At 58.6% G+C, this 17,829-nt stretch carries 16 protein-coding genes; 4 read left to right on the top strand and 12 right to left on the bottom strand.

The features are described 5' to 3' along the window. Positions 1-46: 46 nt before the first annotated feature. Together CPA59_RS07730 and CPA59_RS07735 are read right to left on the bottom strand one after the other, a co-directional pair. Positions 47-1,120, bottom strand: coding sequence for a LacI family DNA-binding transcriptional regulator (locus CPA59_RS07730; RefSeq protein ID WP_100849264.1), 1,074 nt, complete (start codon positions 1,118-1,120; stop codon positions 47-49). A gap of 87 nt (positions 1,121-1,207) precedes the next feature. Beyond that, complete coding sequence (locus CPA59_RS07735; RefSeq protein ID WP_107759005.1) at positions 1,208-1,924, bottom strand: aspartate/glutamate racemase family protein; 717 nt, start codon at positions 1,922-1,924, stop codon at positions 1,208-1,210. A gap of 152 nt (positions 1,925-2,076) precedes the next feature. Here CPA59_RS07735 and hypT point away from each other — a divergent pair, with 152 nt between their 5' ends. Then, positions 2,077-2,970, top strand: a complete 894-nt coding sequence (gene hypT / locus CPA59_RS07740) for a hypochlorite stress DNA-binding transcriptional regulator HypT (protein WP_038660250.1) — start codon at positions 2,077-2,079, stop codon at positions 2,968-2,970. 54 nt (positions 2,971-3,024) lie between these two features. Here hypT and CPA59_RS07745 read toward each other — a convergent pair whose 3' ends face one another. Next, a complete protein-coding gene (locus tag CPA59_RS07745) occupies positions 3,025-4,314 on the bottom strand; it encodes a dicarboxylate/amino acid:cation symporter (RefSeq protein WP_038918517.1) in 1,290 nt (429 codons plus the stop codon). 912 nt (positions 4,315-5,226) lie between these two features. On the opposite strand from CPA59_RS07745, the gene flhA reads away from it, so the two are divergent. Further along, positions 5,227-7,407: a formate hydrogenlyase transcriptional activator FlhA gene (flhA, locus tag CPA59_RS07750; RefSeq protein ID WP_107759006.1), complete on the top strand. Its 2,181-nt coding sequence runs from the start codon at positions 5,227-5,229 to the stop codon at positions 7,405-7,407. A gap of 68 nt (positions 7,408-7,475) precedes the next feature. Here the strand turns inward: flhA and fdhF are convergent, their stop codons facing one another. Together fdhF and CPA59_RS07760 are read right to left on the bottom strand one after the other, a co-directional pair. Next, positions 7,476-9,626, bottom strand: a complete 2,151-nt coding sequence (fdhF, locus tag CPA59_RS07755; RefSeq protein ID WP_049854965.1) for a formate dehydrogenase subunit alpha — start codon at positions 9,624-9,626, stop codon at positions 7,476-7,478. A 34-nt stretch (positions 9,627-9,660) separates the two neighbouring features. Continuing rightward, positions 9,661-10,203, bottom strand: a complete 543-nt coding sequence (locus CPA59_RS07760; RefSeq protein WP_107759007.1) for a 4Fe-4S dicluster domain-containing protein — start codon at positions 10,201-10,203, stop codon at positions 9,661-9,663. 497 nt (positions 10,204-10,700) lie between these two features. Here CPA59_RS07760 and CPA59_RS07765 point away from each other — a divergent pair, with 497 nt between their 5' ends. Then, positions 10,701-10,958, top strand: a complete 258-nt coding sequence (locus CPA59_RS07765) for a DUF4160 domain-containing protein (protein WP_107759008.1) — start codon at positions 10,701-10,703, stop codon at positions 10,956-10,958. Positions 10,959-10,965: 7 nt separating this feature from the next. Next, entirely contained in the window at positions 10,966-11,454 is a 489-nt protein-coding gene (locus CPA59_RS07770) for a DNA-binding protein (RefSeq protein ID WP_038918520.1), read from the top strand. A gap of 84 nt (positions 11,455-11,538) precedes the next feature. Here the strand turns inward: CPA59_RS07770 and hycI are convergent, their stop codons facing one another. Genes hycI through hyfE form a run of 7 tightly spaced genes read right to left on the bottom strand, consistent with a single transcriptional unit; the run spans position 11,539 to position 17,828 of the window. Further along, entirely contained in the window at positions 11,539-12,036 is a 498-nt protein-coding gene (gene hycI, locus CPA59_RS07775; RefSeq protein ID WP_107759009.1) for a hydrogenase maturation peptidase HycI, read from the bottom strand. Then, positions 12,029-12,427 (bottom strand): formate hydrogenlyase maturation HycH family protein, encoded by a 399-nt coding sequence (locus tag CPA59_RS07780; RefSeq protein ID WP_107759010.1) that lies wholly within the window; start codon positions 12,425-12,427, stop codon positions 12,029-12,031. Before CPA59_RS07780 ends, hycI begins: the two co-directional genes overlap by 8 nt. Then, positions 12,424-13,215 (bottom strand): NADH-quinone oxidoreductase subunit B family protein, encoded by a 792-nt coding sequence (locus CPA59_RS07785; protein ID WP_038918522.1) that lies wholly within the window; start codon positions 13,213-13,215, stop codon positions 12,424-12,426. Before CPA59_RS07785 ends, CPA59_RS07780 begins: the two co-directional genes overlap by 4 nt. Then, positions 13,212-13,781, bottom strand: coding sequence for a hydrogenase 4 subunit H (gene hyfH, locus CPA59_RS07790; protein WP_039691199.1), 570 nt, complete (start codon positions 13,779-13,781; stop codon positions 13,212-13,214). Before hyfH ends, CPA59_RS07785 begins: the two co-directional genes overlap by 4 nt. A gap of 10 nt (positions 13,782-13,791) precedes the next feature. Next, positions 13,792-15,519 carry an NADH-quinone oxidoreductase subunit C gene (locus CPA59_RS07795; protein WP_038918525.1) on the bottom strand — a complete coding sequence of 576 codons (1,728 nt, stop codon included), beginning with the start codon at positions 15,517-15,519 and terminating at the stop codon, positions 13,792-13,794. Continuing rightward, the gene (locus CPA59_RS07800) at positions 15,512-17,173 is read right to left on the bottom strand and encodes a hydrogenase 4 subunit F (protein WP_107759011.1); all 1,662 of its coding nucleotides are present in this window, start codon (positions 17,171-17,173) and stop codon (positions 15,512-15,514) included. Before CPA59_RS07800 ends, CPA59_RS07795 begins: the two co-directional genes overlap by 8 nt. A 4-nt stretch (positions 17,174-17,177) precedes the next feature. Further along, positions 17,178-17,828 carry a hydrogenase 4 membrane subunit gene (gene hyfE / locus CPA59_RS07805; RefSeq protein WP_013317235.1) on the bottom strand — a complete coding sequence of 217 codons (651 nt, stop codon included), beginning with the start codon at positions 17,826-17,828 and terminating at the stop codon, positions 17,178-17,180. Between the last annotated feature and the right edge of the window lies 1 nt (position 17,829).

Consider the following 17,829-nt stretch of genomic DNA (forward strand, 5'->3'; position numbering starts at 1 on the left):
CGGAAAGTGGCGTCGATCACAAAACCAATCGGCGTTGGGGAATGGATTAGCGTTGTAACTGCCGCGCCAGTGTAATCAGCTGTAGCGCTACGTCTTGCGGCGACAGGATGGAGGGTTGCCAGGCGGCGGTGGTCTGACGGGGGATCAGCGTGGTTTTCAGCCGTAGCGGGGCGGGGGTGTGCGGGTGTTGCAGGCATTCCAGCAGCCGGTTGACGCTTTCCCGGCCCAGTTGCCGGAAGTCCTGACGGATGGTGGTCAACGGCGGCTGGAAATAGGCGCTGTCGCGGGTGTCGTCAAAGCCGATCACTGAGATCTGTTCCGGTACCCGCAGACCATACTCGTGGATGGCCCGCAAAACGCCCAGCGCCATTTGATCGTTGGCGACGGCAATGGCGGTCGGGCGAACCGCATTCGCCAGCAGCAGATGCGCCTGCTGATAGCCGGAACTGGCGCTCCAGTCGCCTTCCGCCATAGCGCAGGGCGTCAGCAGATGAGCCGCAAGCGCCTGTTGCCAGCCTTCATAACGCAGCCGGGCGGATACCGAGCTTTGCGGGCCGGCAAGCAAGGCAATCCGGCGATGGCCCAGCTCCACCAGATGATCGATAGCCAGTTTGGTGCCTTGATGCGGGTCGAATATCACGCTGGGCAGGTCGGCGGCGGGGGAGGTGTCGAGAAACAGCGCCGGCGTGGCGGCGCACAACTGGTGGATTTGCTCCGCCGCTTCCTGTTCCAGCGGCACGTTGACGATTACGCCGTCCACCCGTTGCGCCAGCAGTTCATTGACCGCGCGCTGAACGTCATTGCCATCGACGGCGCGCAGCATGGATATCACCACGTTGAATCCCAGTTCGCTGGCGGTGGTTTTAATCGCGGCGGCAATTTGGGAGGGCGCGTGCAGCGACAGGTCGATGGTCGCCAGACCGATGGTGGTGGCGCTGCGGCGCGCCAGTTGCTGGGCCACCCGGTTGGGGATGTAGTGGAGCGCGGCCATTGCCTGCTCCACTTTTCCCCGGGTTCGGTCTGAGACATGAGGCGCTTGATTCAGCACCCGGGAGACTGTCTGGTACGATACCCCGGCGTAAGCCGCCACGTCATTGAGCGTTACTGGTTTCGCTTTCATGGTTCTCTGTTAATCAGTCCCTGTATTGTCACCTGACGTTATCATAACAAAGGCTGGCGACAGTAGACTGCGACCGACAGAGAAAAATTACGCGGCGACCGGTGGATGCGTTACCTGCTGGTAATACCAGGCGATGGTTTTTCTGATCAGCGCATCGGTGGCATCCAGATAGGCGTCTGGCTCGGCGACGGCTTCCGGCTCCAGAATCAGCGGCAGCTCGGTACAACCCAGAATGATTTTTTCCACGCCCCGCTGCCGCAGCGAGTCGACCACCGGCAGCAGCAGCGCCCGGGCTTGCGCGGTATCGCCCGCCTTGTAGGCGTAGATACTGTTCATCACCGCGTCCTGCTGCTCGTCGGTCGGTAATGTGCAACGCACCTGTTGATCGGCCAGTGCGTGCTGGTAAATTTCGCCGCGCACGGTGGCGGTGGTGGCCAGGATGGCGACGTGACGGACGCGCTGTTCAGCCACCTGCTGACAGGTAGCGTCAATAATGCTGATCATCTCCAACTGGGTATACCGCTTCAAATCCTCGAACCAGTAATGCGCGGTGTTGCAGGGAATGATGATGCAGGTCGCGCCGGCTCTCTCCAGAATTTTCATGTACTCCACCATTTTCTTCAGCGGTGAGGCGCTGTGATTGAGAATACATTGGGTACGATCGGGAATATCCGGGATAGAAACCGCGATCACCGGAATATGTTCCTGATCCTTTCTGGCCGGAGTATGCCGGATGAGTTTTTGCATGGCATCCACGGTCGCACCGGGTCCCATACCGCCAAGAATGCCGACTACAGGATTCACGTTTTCCGCCTCATTGATGGTGATGTTGGAGTGGAAAAATCATCGCACAGCGCCCGGAAATGTGAATTGCGAAATTCCCATCCTCTATGTATGTTTTGCATAACTGTACTGGTGTTATGCGCGTAATGCGTTTTTCTGAAAGGTGAGTGTCGATGCTAAATAACATTGAAACCAAATGGTTATACGATTTTATCGCACTGGAGGAGCACCGCAGTTTTACGCTGGCAGCCGAGACGCGCAACATTTCCCAGTCGTCATTCAGCCGACGAATCCGGGCGCTGGAAGAGGCGGTGGGGTTCGATATTTTCGACCGCGGCGCCCAGCCGTTGCAACTGACCGAACCGGGCAAGATTTTTCACGCCCATATCCGCAATACCCTCGACGATCTGGAATACCAGATTCACAAACTGCACGGCGGTAGCCATTACAAGAACAAGATCACGATTGCGGCGGCGCATTCGCTGTCGGTGTTTGTGATGCCGGAACTGCTTAAAACCGTGCCGGATCGGCAGGAGAAGATTTTCTATGTTGAATCCATCGATGTGGATGATGCGGTACTCAATCTGAAAGAAGGGCGCAGCGATTTTATTTTTTCGTTTTACAACGAGGAACTGATGTCGGAGCCGTTTCGCCATACCCGCATCATGGATTCCACCCTGTACCCGGTTTGCGCCTGCGATGCGGCCGGCAAACCGTTGTTTGACATCCGTGCCGCCGGGCTGCCGCTGCTCAATTACACCGACACCAGCTACATGGGGCGTCAGGTCAACCGCTATCTTTCCACGCTGGCGCCCGAGCGGTTTACCGTGAGTTTTGTCTCCTCGATGAGCGACTTGCTTAAACGTATGGCGAAGCAGGGCCACGGCATCGCCTGGCTGCCGGATTATTCCATCCGCGATGAACTGGCGCACAAGGAGCTGACGGTGCTGAAACTGGATCAGGCGGTGATGAAGATGCAGGTGTATCTGTACCGGCTGGATGCGCGGCTTAACGTGGCGTCGGAGTCATTCTGGCGGGCGATGACCGCGCCGCGTTCGGCGCAATAAAAAACAGCGGCCGCAGGGCCGCTGTTTGACGAACTAAGCTGTTTCCGGGAACGGTCAGGCGTCTTGTCTGGCCTGTTGCAGCGCCACTTCCGCCTCAGGCTCTTCCTCGTCGTCGGTGATGTCTTTTTCCAGACTGGCCACCACGGCGGTCGAGATACTGTTGCCGATAACGTTGGTCGCGGTGCGGCCCATATCCAGGAACTGGTCGATACCCAGAATCAGCAGGATGCCGGCTTCCGGCAGGTTGAACATCGGCAGGGTGGCGGCTACCACCACCACGGAGGCACGCGCGACGCCCGCCATGCCTTTACTGGTGATCATCAGCGTCAGTAGGATCAGGATCTGCTGGGTCAGGCTCAGGTCAATATTGTACGCCTGAGCGATGAACAGGATAGCGAACGACTGGTACATCATGGAGCCGTCCAGGTTGAAGGAGTAACCCAGCGGCAGCACAAAGCTGGTGATCTTCTTCGGTACGCCGAAACGCGTCAGGGCATCCATGGTTTTCGGGTAGGCCGACTCGCTGCTGGCGGTGGCGAACGCCAGCATGGTGGGTTCGCGAATCAGACGGGCCAGCACCGCGATGGAGCGGCCAAGGAAGGCGTAACCGACCAGGAACAGCACCGCCCACAGCAGCGCCAGACCGAGATAGAACTCGCCGATCAGCTTGCCGAAGTCGTAGATCAGGCCCAGACCCTGAGTAGTGATGGCGGACGCGATGGCGGCGAACACGGCGATCGGCGCCAGCGCCATCACGTAGTCGGTCACGCGGAACATCACTTTGGCCAGCTCTTCGATGGTGGACAGAATGAAGTTGGCCTGTTTGTTATGGTGTTTGACGTAAGCCAGCGCAGAACCGAAGAACAGCGAGAACACCAGAATCTGCAGGATTTCGTTGTTGGCCATCGCTTCGACGATGCTTTTCGGGAAGATATGGCTGATGAAGTTTTTCAGCGTGAAACCATCGGTATTCAGACCGGTGGTGACATGGTTGACCGGCGCGACCAGATTCATGCCGACGCCCGGCTGGAAGAAGTTCGCCAGCATCATGCCGATCAGCAGCGACAGGAAAGACGCGGTAACGAACCAGGTCATAGCTTTCAGGCCGACGCGGCCCACGGCAGAAGAGTTGCCCATGCTGGCCAGACCGGAGACCAGAGTGGCGAACACCAGCGGCGCGATGATCATCTTGATCAGGCGCAGGAAGATGTCGGTGACCATATTGAAGTAAGACGCCACCTCTTTGGCGCGGGCACCGTCCAGATAGTTGTGGCATGCCCAACCAATCAGAATACCGAGCACGATCGCCAAGCATATCTGTATTAATAACTTCTGCCTTTGCATATTAACCTCATGTTGATGAATGTATTCAGACAACACACAGTGTTATTGCAGCGTAGCGGTCAGAGATGTCGTGAGACATACGCAGGCCGATACCCTGATTTGTTTGTGGGGTGTTGTGTCTGCCGCGCGAAATATTACAACGAAATCGGATTTTTGCCCTTTTTTTCTGCTGATAAAATGAAATGCATCACTGAATGAGGTCAAAAATGCGTTATTTCCCTGTTGATCATGGGTAAAAACCAGATAAATAATAGGTGTATTTATTCTATAATTTTATATTTATCAATTGGTTGTGTTTTTTATGTCGTGAGGCGACAGGCGCTTTTTGAGTTAATCATAACTTTTTCTTATATCATCATCTGAGTCAGCAATAAATCCAATAATCGCCGTTGAACTATTTTTATCCATTCACGATTTTATTATTGGTTGATGACATGAGTGATTAATAAACAGTAATTACCCTTCTATTCATGAAAATATAATCTGGCGTAATACGAAAAAACCGTATCGCAATTGAATAAAAACAGCAGCAATTTTAATGACCTGCTTTAATTGCATTGAACGGGCGGACAAATGTTATTTTCTTCTTTCTGGATGTAACTGAAATGTTGGATTTTGGTTTTTATATGACGGCGTTTTAACCAATTCAGCGCGATAATATACACCAAGACAATATTACCTCAGCAAGCATCGGTAATGGTCGCTGTATAAAATACACCCACAATAGTAAACGGTTCTTATTATTATCTGGCGCGACAGGCGATAATCGCTCATCCGGTAACCGCTTGTTGCCGGCGTGCTCCGGTTTAGCACGATTCAGATCAAGCTATTGGTGAGGCGACGTGTCATTTCGTCAGTGAAGCTCTTACACTATTTCCCCACACTATCTATGGAAATTGGATTACGGTGGTTATGGCGACACGACTGACAGACTCTCCGTCCCGGCTGTCTATTCTGTGGCAGGATGCCTTGCTGAAAATTTCTCAGTCATTGTTGCAACAGCGCAGCATTCCCGACCTGTTGCGGGCGCTGGATGGCGTGTCGTTTTCAGTGGTGCGCTTTGGCCGGGTCAATCTGATCCTGCTTGATCCGCTGCATAACCAGATGAATTTCTACCGCTACGATCGCGAATCCGGGCGTACCCAGTGCAGCGAAGAGGCGGTTCTGCTGGCGAACGGTCCCGGCGGAGTGGTGTGGAGCACCCAGACCCCGCTGCACTGCGATCGCACGCACTTCCTGCGCGATTTTCCCCACCTGACCGACCAGCCGGCCTACGCCGGACTGAGCGATTATTGTCAGTTGCCGCTGTGTGGCACGCACCGCGGGCTGGGCGGAGTGGAATTCCTCAAGACCGACGGCAGCCGTTTCACCGATAACGAACTCGACTTTTTCCAGGCGCTGGCTGGAGTGGTGGCGCTGGTGGTGGAAAACATTAGTGAACGCGAGCAGGTGCTGCAAGAAGAGGAGCGGTTGCGCCATGAGCGCGACCATCTGCGCATTCTGGTGGATGTCACCAATACCGTGATTTCCAAACTGGAGCTGCAGGCGCTGGCGCTGGAGGTGTCGCGCGAGATCCACCGCTTCTTCGGCATTGATTTTATCGCGCTGGTATTAAAAGAAGGCGAGGGCGAAGCGCAAGCGCTCAAGTATCTCGCCACCGTCTACCCGCAGGCCGGCGCGCCGAAAACGGTACAAGGCGAGGTGGAGCGGGCGCAAACGCTGGCAGACGGCGTGATGGCGCAGCATCAACCGCTGCTGGTACGGGTGGCGGAGCGCCCCCAGGCCGGCGAGCCGCGCCCGCTCAGTCAGTGGTTTGACCATGCGTTGTCTCATGTCTGCCTGTTGCCGCTGGCGTTTGGCAACCGGACGTTGGGGGTGCTGGAGCTGGCGCACCGCTCAGCGTTGGCGGTCAGCGAAGCGGATCTCCGGCTGCTGCGGCAAATTGCCGCGCGTATCGCCATTGCGCTGGATAACGCGCTGGCCTATGAGCAGATCACCCGCATGAAAGATTCGCTGGTGCATGAGAATTTCTACCTGACGGAACAGCTTACCGAGCATATTCATCAGCGCAGCGGCGACGAGTTCGGTGAAATCATCGGCCGCAGCGCCGCCATCCGGCAGGTGCTGGAACAGGTGGAGATGGTGGCGGCCAGCGACAGCACGGTGCTGATTTTGGGTGAAACCGGCACCGGCAAGGAGCTGATTGCCCGCGCTATCCACAGCCTGAGCCAGCGTAAAGCCCGGCATATGGTGAAAATGAACTGCGCCGCCATTCCGTCCGGCCTGCTGGAAAGCGACCTGTTCGGCCATGAAAAGGGCGCGTTTACCGGCGCCACCAGCCAGCGTCAGGGGCGGTTTGAACTGGCGGATAACAGCACGCTGTTTCTGGATGAGGTGGGCGATATCCCGCTGGAATTGCAGCCTAAACTACTGCGGGTGTTGCAGGAGCGGGAGATAGAACGGCTGGGCGGCAGCAAAGTCATTCCGGTGGATGTGCGGTTGATTGCCGCCACCAACCGTGACCTGAAACAGATGGTGGCGGACCGCGAGTACCGCAGCGACCTGTATTACCGACTCAACGTGTTTCCCATCGTTATTCCGCCGTTGCGCGAGCGGCCGGAAGATATTCCGTTGCTGGTGAAGTTTTTCACCCGCAAGATCGCCCGTCGCATGAACCGCACTATCGACAGCATTCCGTCCGACATGCTGCGTCAGCTGAGCTGTTTACCGTGGCCCGGCAACGTGCGGGAACTGGAAAACGTGGTGGAGCGGGCGGTGATCCTGACGCGCGGCACCACGCTTAATTTGCAGATAGATGAATTGCAGCATCATCTGTCGCCGCTGGAGGTGCCCAAACCGGCGCACCGCGACTTTACGCCGCCGCCGCCGGTGGCGGCCGAGCCGTCATCTGGGCAGTTGGATGCCGAAGAGGAATCGGAACGCGAGCGGATTATCCGGGTATTGCGGGAAACCAACGGCATCGTCGCCGGTCCGAAAGGCGCCGCCGCCCGGCTTGGGCTTAAACGCACCACATTGTTGTCGCGGATGCAACGCATGGGGATTTCCGCCCGGGAAATCGAAGGGATTTCCTGATTAAGGCGATGAGGTGGTGAGAGGGTCTGAAAAAACCATCCTCCCCGACCGGGGAGGATGGCGAAGGATCAACCCGCGACTTCCGCTTCTTTACGCAGACGGGCTTTCAGCGCGCTGTACTCCTGTGTGACGTAGTTCTCCGCCCAGTTCTGGTCGGCGATCGGTTCCAGTTTCACCGCGCAGTGTTTGTATTCCGGTGTTTTAGCGATCGGGTCCACTTCGTCCAGCGTCAGTTCGTTACAGGCGCCGATCCACCACTGATAGGTCATGTAAACCGCGCCTTTATTGATGCGCTCGCTGACCATCGCCCGGCTGATCACTTTGCCGCGGCGTGACGCCACCCACGTCAGTTGCTGATCGCGAATGCCGAGGCGTGCGGCGTCTTCCGGGTTCATCTGTACGTAACCCGGTTCGTCCGCCAGCGTTTGCAGCGCGGTACAGTTGCCGGTCATGGAACGGCAGGAGTAGTGACCGACTTCGCGCACCGTGGAAAGCACCAGCGGGTAGTCGGCGTCGGTCTGCTCCATCGGCGGGTGCCATTCTGTCGCGAACAGCAAGCCTTTACCGTTCGGGCGGTCGAACTGGTTACCGGCATACAGCCACGGCGTGCCTGGGCTGTCTTCGGTCAGACACGGCCACGGCACATAGCCCAGACCGGCCATTTTCTCGTAGGTGGCGCCGTAGTAGAGCGGGCACAGATTGCGCAACTCATCCCAGATTTCCTGAGTGTTGTTGTAATGCATCGGGTAACCCAGAGCGGTTGCCATCAGGCTGATGATTTCCCAGTCCGGCTTGACGTTGCCCTTCGGCTCCACCGCCTTGTAGAAACGCTGGAAACCACGGTCGGCGGCTGAATACACCCCTTCATGTTCGCCCCAGGACGTCGCGGGGAAGATCACGTCCGCCACGGCGGCGGTCTTGGTCATGAAGATGTCCTGAACGATCAGCAGTTCCAACTGGTTGAAGGTTTCGCGCACCACCGACAAATCCGGTTCGGTTTGCAGCGGATCTTCGCCCATCAGGTAATTGGCTTTGATCTTGCCTTCCTTGATCATGTGCGGCACATCGGTCAGCGAGTAGCCGATACGGTCGGACAGCGACGGTACGCCCCAGGCTTTGGCAAATTTTTCGCGCAGGTCCGCGTCGGTGACTTTCTGGTAGCCGGGGAACTGGTTCGGCAGGGCGCCCATGTCGCAGGCGCCCTGTACGTTGTTCTGACCGCGCACCGGGCCGACGCCGACGTTCGGGCGGCCGAGGTTGCCGGTGAGCAACGCCAGACCGGACAAGCCTTTCACCACATCCACGCCCTGCGTCCACTGGGTGACGCCCATGCCCCACAAAATGGTGGCGGACGGCGCGGCGGCGTACAGGCGAATGGCGTCGCGAATCAACTGCGGGTCGAGACCGGTGATGTCCGCTACGTATTCTGGCGTGTATTTCGCCACCAGATTGCGGTATTCCTCGAACCCTTCGGTATGCTGGGCCACGAAATTCGCGTTATACAACCCTTCATTGATCAGCACGTTGGCGAAGGCGTTGACCAGCGCCATGTTGGAGCCGTTTTTCAGCGGCAGCCACAGGTCGGCGATACGCGCGGTTTCGATATGGCGCGGGTCGCAGACGATGATTTTGGCGCCGCGTTCTTTGGCCTTGATGATGCGGCGCGCCACAATCGGGTGAGAATCGGCGGCGTTGTAACCGAACACCAGAATGCAGTCGGTGTGTTCGATTTCGCAGATCGAGTTACTCATCGCGCCGTTGCCCAGCGTCACCTGCAGACCGGAGACTGACGGGCCGTGGCAAACGCGGGCGCAGCAGTCGATGTTGTTGGTGCCGGTGACCGCGCGGGCGAATTTCTGCATCACATAGTTGGTTTCGTTGCCCGGCCCGCGGGAAGAACCGGTGTGCATGATGGCGTCCGGGCCGTATTTTTCTTTGATGGCTTTCAGGCGGGAACTGGCGAAGTCGATGGCTTCGTCCCAGGACACTACCTCAAACGGCGCGCCTTTCTGGCGGCGGATCATCGGTTGCTTCAGTCGCGGGGTTAACAGCTTGGTGTCGTTGAGAAAATCCCAGCCGTAATAGCCTTTCAGGCATAGTTCGCCTTCGTTGGTCAGGCCGTTGGCGCCTTCCGCGCCGACCACTTTACCGTTTTCCACCAACAGGTTAATTTTGCAGCCTGACCCACAGTAAGGGCAGACGGTAATCACTTTCTGCATGACATTGCTCTCCTTCATCGTACCGGCGGCACGCTCAGAATTTCATTTCCGCGGCTTCATCAAGTGCTGCGCGCCGCTGTTTACGTTGAATCATCTCCTGAATGTCTTCCCGACTGATCAGGCGCAGGGCTTTGGTCGGGCAGACTTCGACACAGGCCGGGCCGTTGGCGCGTCCTTCGCACAGGTCGCACTTGTGCGCCTCCGCCTTGATGCAGTTACCCAGCGTCTGATAATGGCTGATACGCGCCACCGGTTTACTGATCACCGTCATGGCGCCGTACGGGCAGGCCACCACGCAGGTTTTGCAACCAATGCATTTTTCCTGCTGCACCTGGATATGATCGCCGGCATGTACGATCGCCCCGTTAGGACAAACATTGGCGCAGGGGGCGTCTTCACAGTGGCGGCATTGAATCGTGGTGCTGACATTCAGCCCCTTCACCACTTTCAGGCGCGGTGTGAAATGCTCTGGCGACAGCGACGACGGGTTACCGTCGCTGTGCGCCAGCACGCAGGCGACTTCGCAGGTGCGGCAGCCAATACATTTCCTGGGGTCTGCTAAAACGAACCGGTTCATGACAGGGTCTCCTTCCGCGGCTCTGATGGACTAAGGGTTATGTCGAAGGCTCGGCCGCCGACACATCGCCACATATAAAGCAGGGTTTATGCCAGAATGAATGCTTATGGTTTATCAATTTGATTTATCAGAGATTTAAAGTGAGTTTTTGGGGAAAAGACAGCCTGTGACCGGCCGGTGACGAGTGTCAGTCGACGAGGTTCGGCAGATTTGACGACGTGTGCCCGGTGCGATGCAGGCCGCAGCAACAGGCAGAGAAAAACCAATCTGTTGCGAAGCGTGTTCCAGCTCTGAAAACTGCCTATCGAGGTTAGAAAGTCTGGCCTTTATTGTGTCTTCAGCGCGATGGCGCTTTACCCGCACGTTTCAGCGGCGCGCAATGGCTTTTTATTTTTCAGTGAAATCAACATGAAGCCTTTTACAGGCAAGAAGACGGGAATCGAATGGTTGTATCCTTTGGGATACGGTGTTAATCTGCTCATTGACAAGGAGTGCCAATGCCTGAGATTGACAGACTGGCAGGGCTAATTTTCCATTTGTACTTTTACGATGATGAACGGCACCACTTGCCGCATGTGCATGTCTGCTACGGCAACCATGAGCTGATCATCAGTATTCGTACTGGAACAGAGATCGAAGGATATCTGCCGAATAACAAGCGCAAGATGGCGCTTGCGCATATCAGAGCCCATCGGGAACAACTGCTGAGTATGTGGGAGCGGGCGGTAGTGGGGAGAAATCCGGGAAAACTGTGAGGCATTTATGCATAAAATCGTGGAAGTTGACGTGATTGGCGACTTTTCGTTGCGCCTGACCTATGAGGATGGTTTGGTTTGCGACATCAATCTTTATCAATATGCCTCCAGCCCGGTATTTTCGAACGCCAGCCTATTTATCAAGTTTGGGCTGCTGCCGGATGGTTCGCTGGAATGGTCGCCGGATATTAAGATTTCCGCGTCGGAATTGCGGAAAAAAGGGGAGTATGTCAGCCACACGCTTGCGGTGCGAGAAAAGAACTTCGCTGATGTCATCTCTCGCGCCTTCTATGATGCCGTGATTGAGAACCGGCCGGAAATTCTGCAAGCGGCGTTGAAAATCGCGGTAGAAAAACATGGCAACAGCACAGTAGCCAAAGAGGCGGGGGCGAAAAGTCGCACCAGTCTGTATAAGTCGCTGAATAAAAATACCCATGTCAGTCTTGCGACGGTGGTCAGCCTGGCGCATACCGTGCTGCAACTGGAAGAGAAGTAAGCCGTGGGCCTGCCAGGGGCGGAGCTGGCGTCTGCTCCGCCCGTAGCCCTATCAGGGCCAATATCACGTCAATGCACGTGCGCCTTACGCCAGCACCTCAAACCCGCCGTTCTCCTCCCAGCCGGATAATCGCTGATACAGGGTGTCCACCGCCTGGGTTACTTCTAGGCTGATGGGAAAATAGAACGCCACCAGCGCAGGCTGGATGCCGACGAAAATGACCTCGGGAATGTCTTCCTTCAGGCTGTCGATCAGGTAGTTCAGCGGCAGGCTGTGGGTATTCATCAGCATGTCTTCGGCGATACGATCCGGATCGACGATGCGGATGGCGCCCGGCGCCAACCCCATGTCGGTGGCGTCCACCACCAGCAGGCGGCGAGGCTTCAGTTCCCGCAGCGTGTGAGCGGCATTTTCCGGAATGGCGCCGCCGTCAATCACCGACCAGCCCGCTACCGGTTGCTGACTCATGCGTTCCGCCAGCAGCGGGCCGGCGCCGTCGTCCCCCATCAGGGTGTTGCCGACGGTCAGCACCATGTTTTCGATATATAAAGGGGCTTCGGTGTGTAAAGGGTGTTCAGTCATCAAGGCGTTTCACCATCAGATAAATAGCCGGTTCCCGTTGCATCGCCGCCAGATAGTCCACCAGCGTAGCGGTCCATTCCGGGTAGCGATCCCCCTCCGCCAGTGCGGTGAAGGCCGCGCCCAGCAGCGCGGTGTGGGTGTGGTCAATGGTGATTTCGCCAAAGCGCAGCAAACCCAGCATCTTGCGGCGGGCTTCCTCATCACTCAACTGACCGACCCAGCCTTCGTACTCCGTCAGCGGGCAATGCAACACCTGTTTCAGGCAGTCGATGACGCCGACGTGATGGCCGATAGCCAGCGAGTAATACATCACCTGCTGCGCCTGCTCCGGTATCTTGTCGCGGCTGTCGAGAAACTTGCGGTTCAGGGCATAAAAACGAACGCTGCTCATGACAGGATCTCCCCGCGCAGCATGGCGTGATAAATCTGTAGCAGATGACCGACGATCTCGTTTAGCCGCGGGTCTTCATATTGGTTGAGCCAACGGGTGACGCGATGCTCAAAGCCTTCCAGCGGCTGGTTTTCCAGCAAGTCGAGGAAACGGTCGCTGATTTCCCGCCCCTGGCGATACCCCGCCATCAGACGGGCTTCCCGCTCCACCCGCACCCGCAAATCCAGCGGCACCGCCGGATGAATCAGCGCCGCTTTCTCATGTTCGGCCTGCTGGTGGTCGCTGCCGTGCAGTTTCTGCTCCAGCAGCCCCAGCGCCACCGCAAAACCGTAAATCGTCGCCGCCGGGGTCGGCGGACAACCGGGGATGTAGACGTCGATCGGCACGATTTTGTCGCTGCCGCCCCACACGCAGTACAGGTCGTGGAAGATGCCGCCGCCGCAACCGCAGGCGCCGTAGGAGATACAGATTTTCGGATCCGGCGCCGATTCATAAGCGCGCAGCGCCGGGCTTCGCATGGCGCGGGTCACCGCGCCGGTAAACAGCAGGATGTCGGCGTGGCGCGGCGACGCCACCACCTTGATGCCGAAGCGTTCGGCGTCGAACAGCGGCGTAATGGCGGAGAAGATCTCGATCTCGCAGCCGTTACAGCCGCCGCAGTCCACGCGGTAGACGTAGGCGGAGCGCTGGATATCTTTCAGCAGCGTCTTTTTCAGCTGCTGGGCCTGTTCGTCGAGCGTAATCGGGGTGGTGTGGTAGTGATCGACCCCGTTGGGCAGCATACTCATTGCGCATTCCCCTTGTGAGTGGTCGGGGCGGGCAGGTGCTGACTCAGCCGCACGTTGCCCTGATGGTTCATGTTCTGTTTGCGTTTGCAGTCCGGGCAGGTTTCGAACTGGTGGCGACGCGCCTCCACCTCGTTTTCCGGCACCCCGGCGTGCGCCAGCAGCGCCATCGCGTATTCCACCTCTTTCTGCGGCGCGAACGGCCGCTGGCAGACATGGCAGTTCAGCAGTTGGAAGGTGGCGCGCTGGTACAGGTCGGCCTTGCTGGCGACCGCCATTTCGAACTCCTGCGACAGCACGATGGCGCGGGTCGGACACACTTCTTCGCAGCGGCCGCAGAAGATGCAGCGGCCGAGGAACAGCTGCCAGGTGCGGGTGCCGTTGTCCAGGTCGTTAGCCATCGTCAGGGCATTGGCCGGGCAGGCCATGGTACAGGCGGCGCAGCCGATGCACTGTTCCGGGTCGTACTCCGGTTTGCCGCGAAATCCGGCGGGCACCGCCAGCGGCGCGAACGGGTATTTCACCGTGCTGTTGCCCGCCTTGAGGATGGTTTTGAACAATTTAATCATAGGGCCTCCCTCATTTCAGCGGCGAACGGGTGCGTTCCAGTCCGTAGCGCTCGATCTCTTTGTACGGCACGGTGGTGACTTTCTTCTTGCGGACATCCACCAGCGTGACGCGGTCGGTACAGGAGTAGCAGGGGTCGAGGCTGCCGATGATCAGCGGCGCGTCCGACACCGTGTTGCCGCGCAGCATAAAGCGCAGCACCGGCCAGTTGGCGTAGGTGGCGGCGCGGCAGCGCCAGCGGAACAGCTTCTGGTTGTCGCCGGTCATGCTCCAGTGGATGTCTTCGCCGCGCGGCGCTTCGGTAAAGCCCAGAGCGAACTTGTGCGGCTGATAATGGATGTGCTCGTTGAGGATCGGCCCGTCCGGCATGTTGTCCAGCCCGAATTCGATCATCGCCAAAGAGGTGAACACTTCACGCACCCGCACCAGTACGCGGGAGTAAACGTCGCCGCCGTCGAGGTGATGCAGCTCCATCGGCAGATCCAGATAGCCGGCGAACGGGTGGTCGACGCGCACATCGCGCTGAAAACCGCTGGCGCGAATCATCGGCCCCACCGGGCTGTAGTCGCGCGCCACCTGACGATTCAGCACGCCGACGCCCTGAGTGCGTTGCGCCATGTTGGCGGTGTTGAGCAGCATATCGGTCAACTGCGTCACCTCTGCGCGCATTTCACGGATCAGCCGGATGGTCTTCAGCCGATCTTCTTTCAGGATGTCGCGGCGGATGCCGCCGATCAGGTTAAGACCGTAGGTTTTGCGCGCGCCGGTGAGCATTTCGGCGATCTGCATCGATTTTTCGCGCACCCGGAAGAACTGCATGAAGCCGGTGTCGAAACCGACGAAGTGGCTGGACAGCCCGATATTCAACAGGTGACTGTGCAGGCGCTCTACCTCCAGCAGGATGCTGCGGATGGTATGGGCGCGCGCCGGCACCACTACGCCCAGCGCGTTCTCGATGGACGAGGTATACGCCACGCTGTGGGTGAAACCGCAGATGCCGCACACCCGGTCGGACAGAAACGTCACTTCGTTGTAGCCCATGCGGGTTTCCGCCAGCTTTTCCATGCCGCGATGGACGTAGAACAGGCGGTAGTCGGCATCGATAATCTGTTCCCCGTCGACAAACAGCCGGAAGTGCCCCGGTTCGTCGGAGGTGATGTGCAGCGGACCGATCGGCACCACCCGGGTGTCGCCGGTGGCGTCGTTGACGAAGGTGTAGGACTCGTCGTCACGGGTGGGGGCAGGGCGCTGGCGGTAATCCATCGCGTCTTTGCGCAGCGGGTAGAGTTCGTCCGGCCAGTCGTCCGGCAACACCAGCCGGCGCTCATCCGGCAGGCCGACCGGGATCAGCCCGTACATGTCGCGCACCTCGCGCTCTCCCCACACGGCGGCAGGCACGCGCGGCGTCACCGACGGAAACTCCGGCACCGTTGGGTTGACCAGCGCTTTCACCACCACCCAGCACTTCTCGCCCTGTTCCATCGACAGCACATAGTAGACGGCGAAATGGCCGTTGAGGGTACGCTCGTCGTTGCCGAACAACACCGACAGCCAGCCGCCGTGCTGGTAGTAGAGATATTCCACCACCTCCGGCAACTGGTGCAGTTTGACGGTGATGGTCAACTGATTGGCGGTTTGCCGTTCTTCTTCCAGAATCGCCGTCGGGAATTGCTGTCTGACATGGGCGACGTAATTAGCGCCTAAATTTTCAGCGCTGGTCGCGGCGGATGAATTAATCACGGTACATCTCCTGACGGGAAGGGGTTAACGATGACGCAGGCGCCGTGTCCGGCGTGGTAGTACCCAACGTGGTAGTATCCAACGTGGTAGTACCCAACGTGGTAGTACGGGCGCTCAGCGACGGCCAGCCCAGACTCGGCGGCGTTGGCTCGCCGGCATGGCTGCCGTTTAAAACAATGGCGGTGGCCTGTTCCAGCAAATGGATGACCGGCTGCGGAATGCGGGTGCCCATCACCAGCATCAACACCAGCAGAATCAGCATCGGCGCGGTGGTCAGCCAACCCAGTTCGCCTTTGCTGACCGCTTCCGGCTGGCTGCCCAGCACGCTGGTGGCGATCATGCGAACCAGCCCGGCCAGCACCACGGTCAGCAGCGCCAGCAACACCAGCACCAGCGGCAACTGACCGGCGTGGATGCCGGCGGTCACCGTCATGAACTCGCTCAGGAACACGTTGAACGGCGGCATACCGCCGAGCGCCAGCGCGCCGCCGGCCAGCAGCGCGCCCGTCACCGGCGCGACGCGCAGGATGCCTTTCACCGCGTCCATATCACGGGTGCCATATTTCAGCAGTACGTTACCGGAGCCGCAGAACAGCAGGGTTTTCGCCAGACTGTGGTTCAGGGTGTGCAGCAGCGCCGCCAGAATGCCGAGCGGGCCGCCGATGCCGAGCGCCACGGCGATCAGCCCCATGTTTTCCACGCTGGAGTAGGCCAGCAGGCGCTTCATGTCGCGCTGTACCAGAATCAGGAACGCGGCGACGGCCACCGACAGCAGGCCGAACACCAGCAACAGCCGTTGCGGAAATTCCGGGCCGATGGCGGCGCTGATCAGGATGGTGTAACGCACGATCACCAGCAGCGCGCAGTTGAGCAGCACGGCGGAGAGCAGGGCGCTGGTGGGGCTGGGCGCCTCGCTGTGTGCATCCGGCAGCCAGGCGTGCATCGGAAACAGACCGGTTTTGGTGCCAAAGCCGATCAGAATAAAGATGAACGCCAGATGCATCAGCGTGCTGTCCAGCTCGCCGGCGTGTTGCAGCACCTCGGTCCAGAAAATGGCGTTGCCCGGTTCCGCCATCACGTTGGCGGCGTTGGCGTACACCAGCACCGTGCCGTACAGGCCGAACGCGACGCCGACGGTACAAATAATGATGTATTTCCACGCCGCTTCCAGCGACGAGCGTTGGCCGTACAGGCCCACCAGAAACGCCGAACTGAGCGTGGTGGCTTCAATCGCCGCCCACATCAGGATCAGGTTGTTGCTGGTGATCACCAGCAGCATGGTGAACAGGAACAGGTGGAAGAAGCCGTAGTAGTGGCACAGCGTGGTGACGCTAATCTCGCCGCCGTCGACTTCGTGGCGCATGTACCCCATCGAGTAGAGGCCGGTGAGAAAGCCGATTACCCCGAGAATCGCCAGAAACAGCGCGCTCAGACTGTCGAGATGCAGCCAGCGGTGGGCCGCCAGCAGCTCGCCCTGCTGGTACACCGTCCATACCGCCAGCAATGCCGTCAGCAGCAGCGCGCTGATGCCGAGCAGATGAATCAGGCTCACCAGCGCACGCGCCGCCGCGCCGGTAAAGCGGCAGGCGAACGCCAGCAGGGCGGCGGCAAACGGCACGCCCAGCAGCAGGGAAAAAAGATCCAAAGTCGTCATGTGATTATCCTTTCAGCGCGGTCAGTTGCTGAACATCCAGCGTGTGCAGCGTGCGGTGGATTTTGCGCGCCATCAGCGCCATCACGATGACGGCGAAAATGGCGTCGGTGGCGATGCCGATCTCCACCAGCTCCGGCGCGCGGTAGGCCAGCAGCGCCAGCGTCAGATGAGCGCCGTTTTCCATCAGGCAGTAGCCGAACACCTGTTTGAGAATGTTGCGCTGGCTGACGATGCACAGCAGGCCGATCAGGAAGTGGCCGAGCGATACCGCCAGCACCGGTTTAAGGTCGTTGACCATCGGCAGTTTTACCGGCGCGACGGCAAAGTAGCTCAACAACACAATCAGGGTGGCGATCAGTATCAGGGTCGCGGTGCCGATTACGCCGCCGTCGGCTTTCGGGTCAGCCAGCCGGCAGAAGGCGAAGCTCATAATGGCGGGCACCATCACCACCTTGGTGATGAAGGCGGTCAGCGACCACAGATACAGCTCGTGGGAGCCCAGCAATCCGCCCAGCGCCACAAAGATCAGCACCAGCACCAGCGACTGCAACGCGTACAGCGCGGCGGACACCGTGGGTTTTCTGGCGGCGATCACCAGCAGCGAGGTGATGATCAGCAAACCAGCCAGATTATTGACGAGAAGAGATCCAGTCATG

It is taken from the genome of Dickeya sp. Secpp 1600, from assembly GCF_003049805.1.
In the GTDB taxonomy this organism is placed as follows: Bacteria; Pseudomonadota; Gammaproteobacteria; order Enterobacterales; family Enterobacteriaceae; genus Dickeya; species Dickeya fangzhongdai.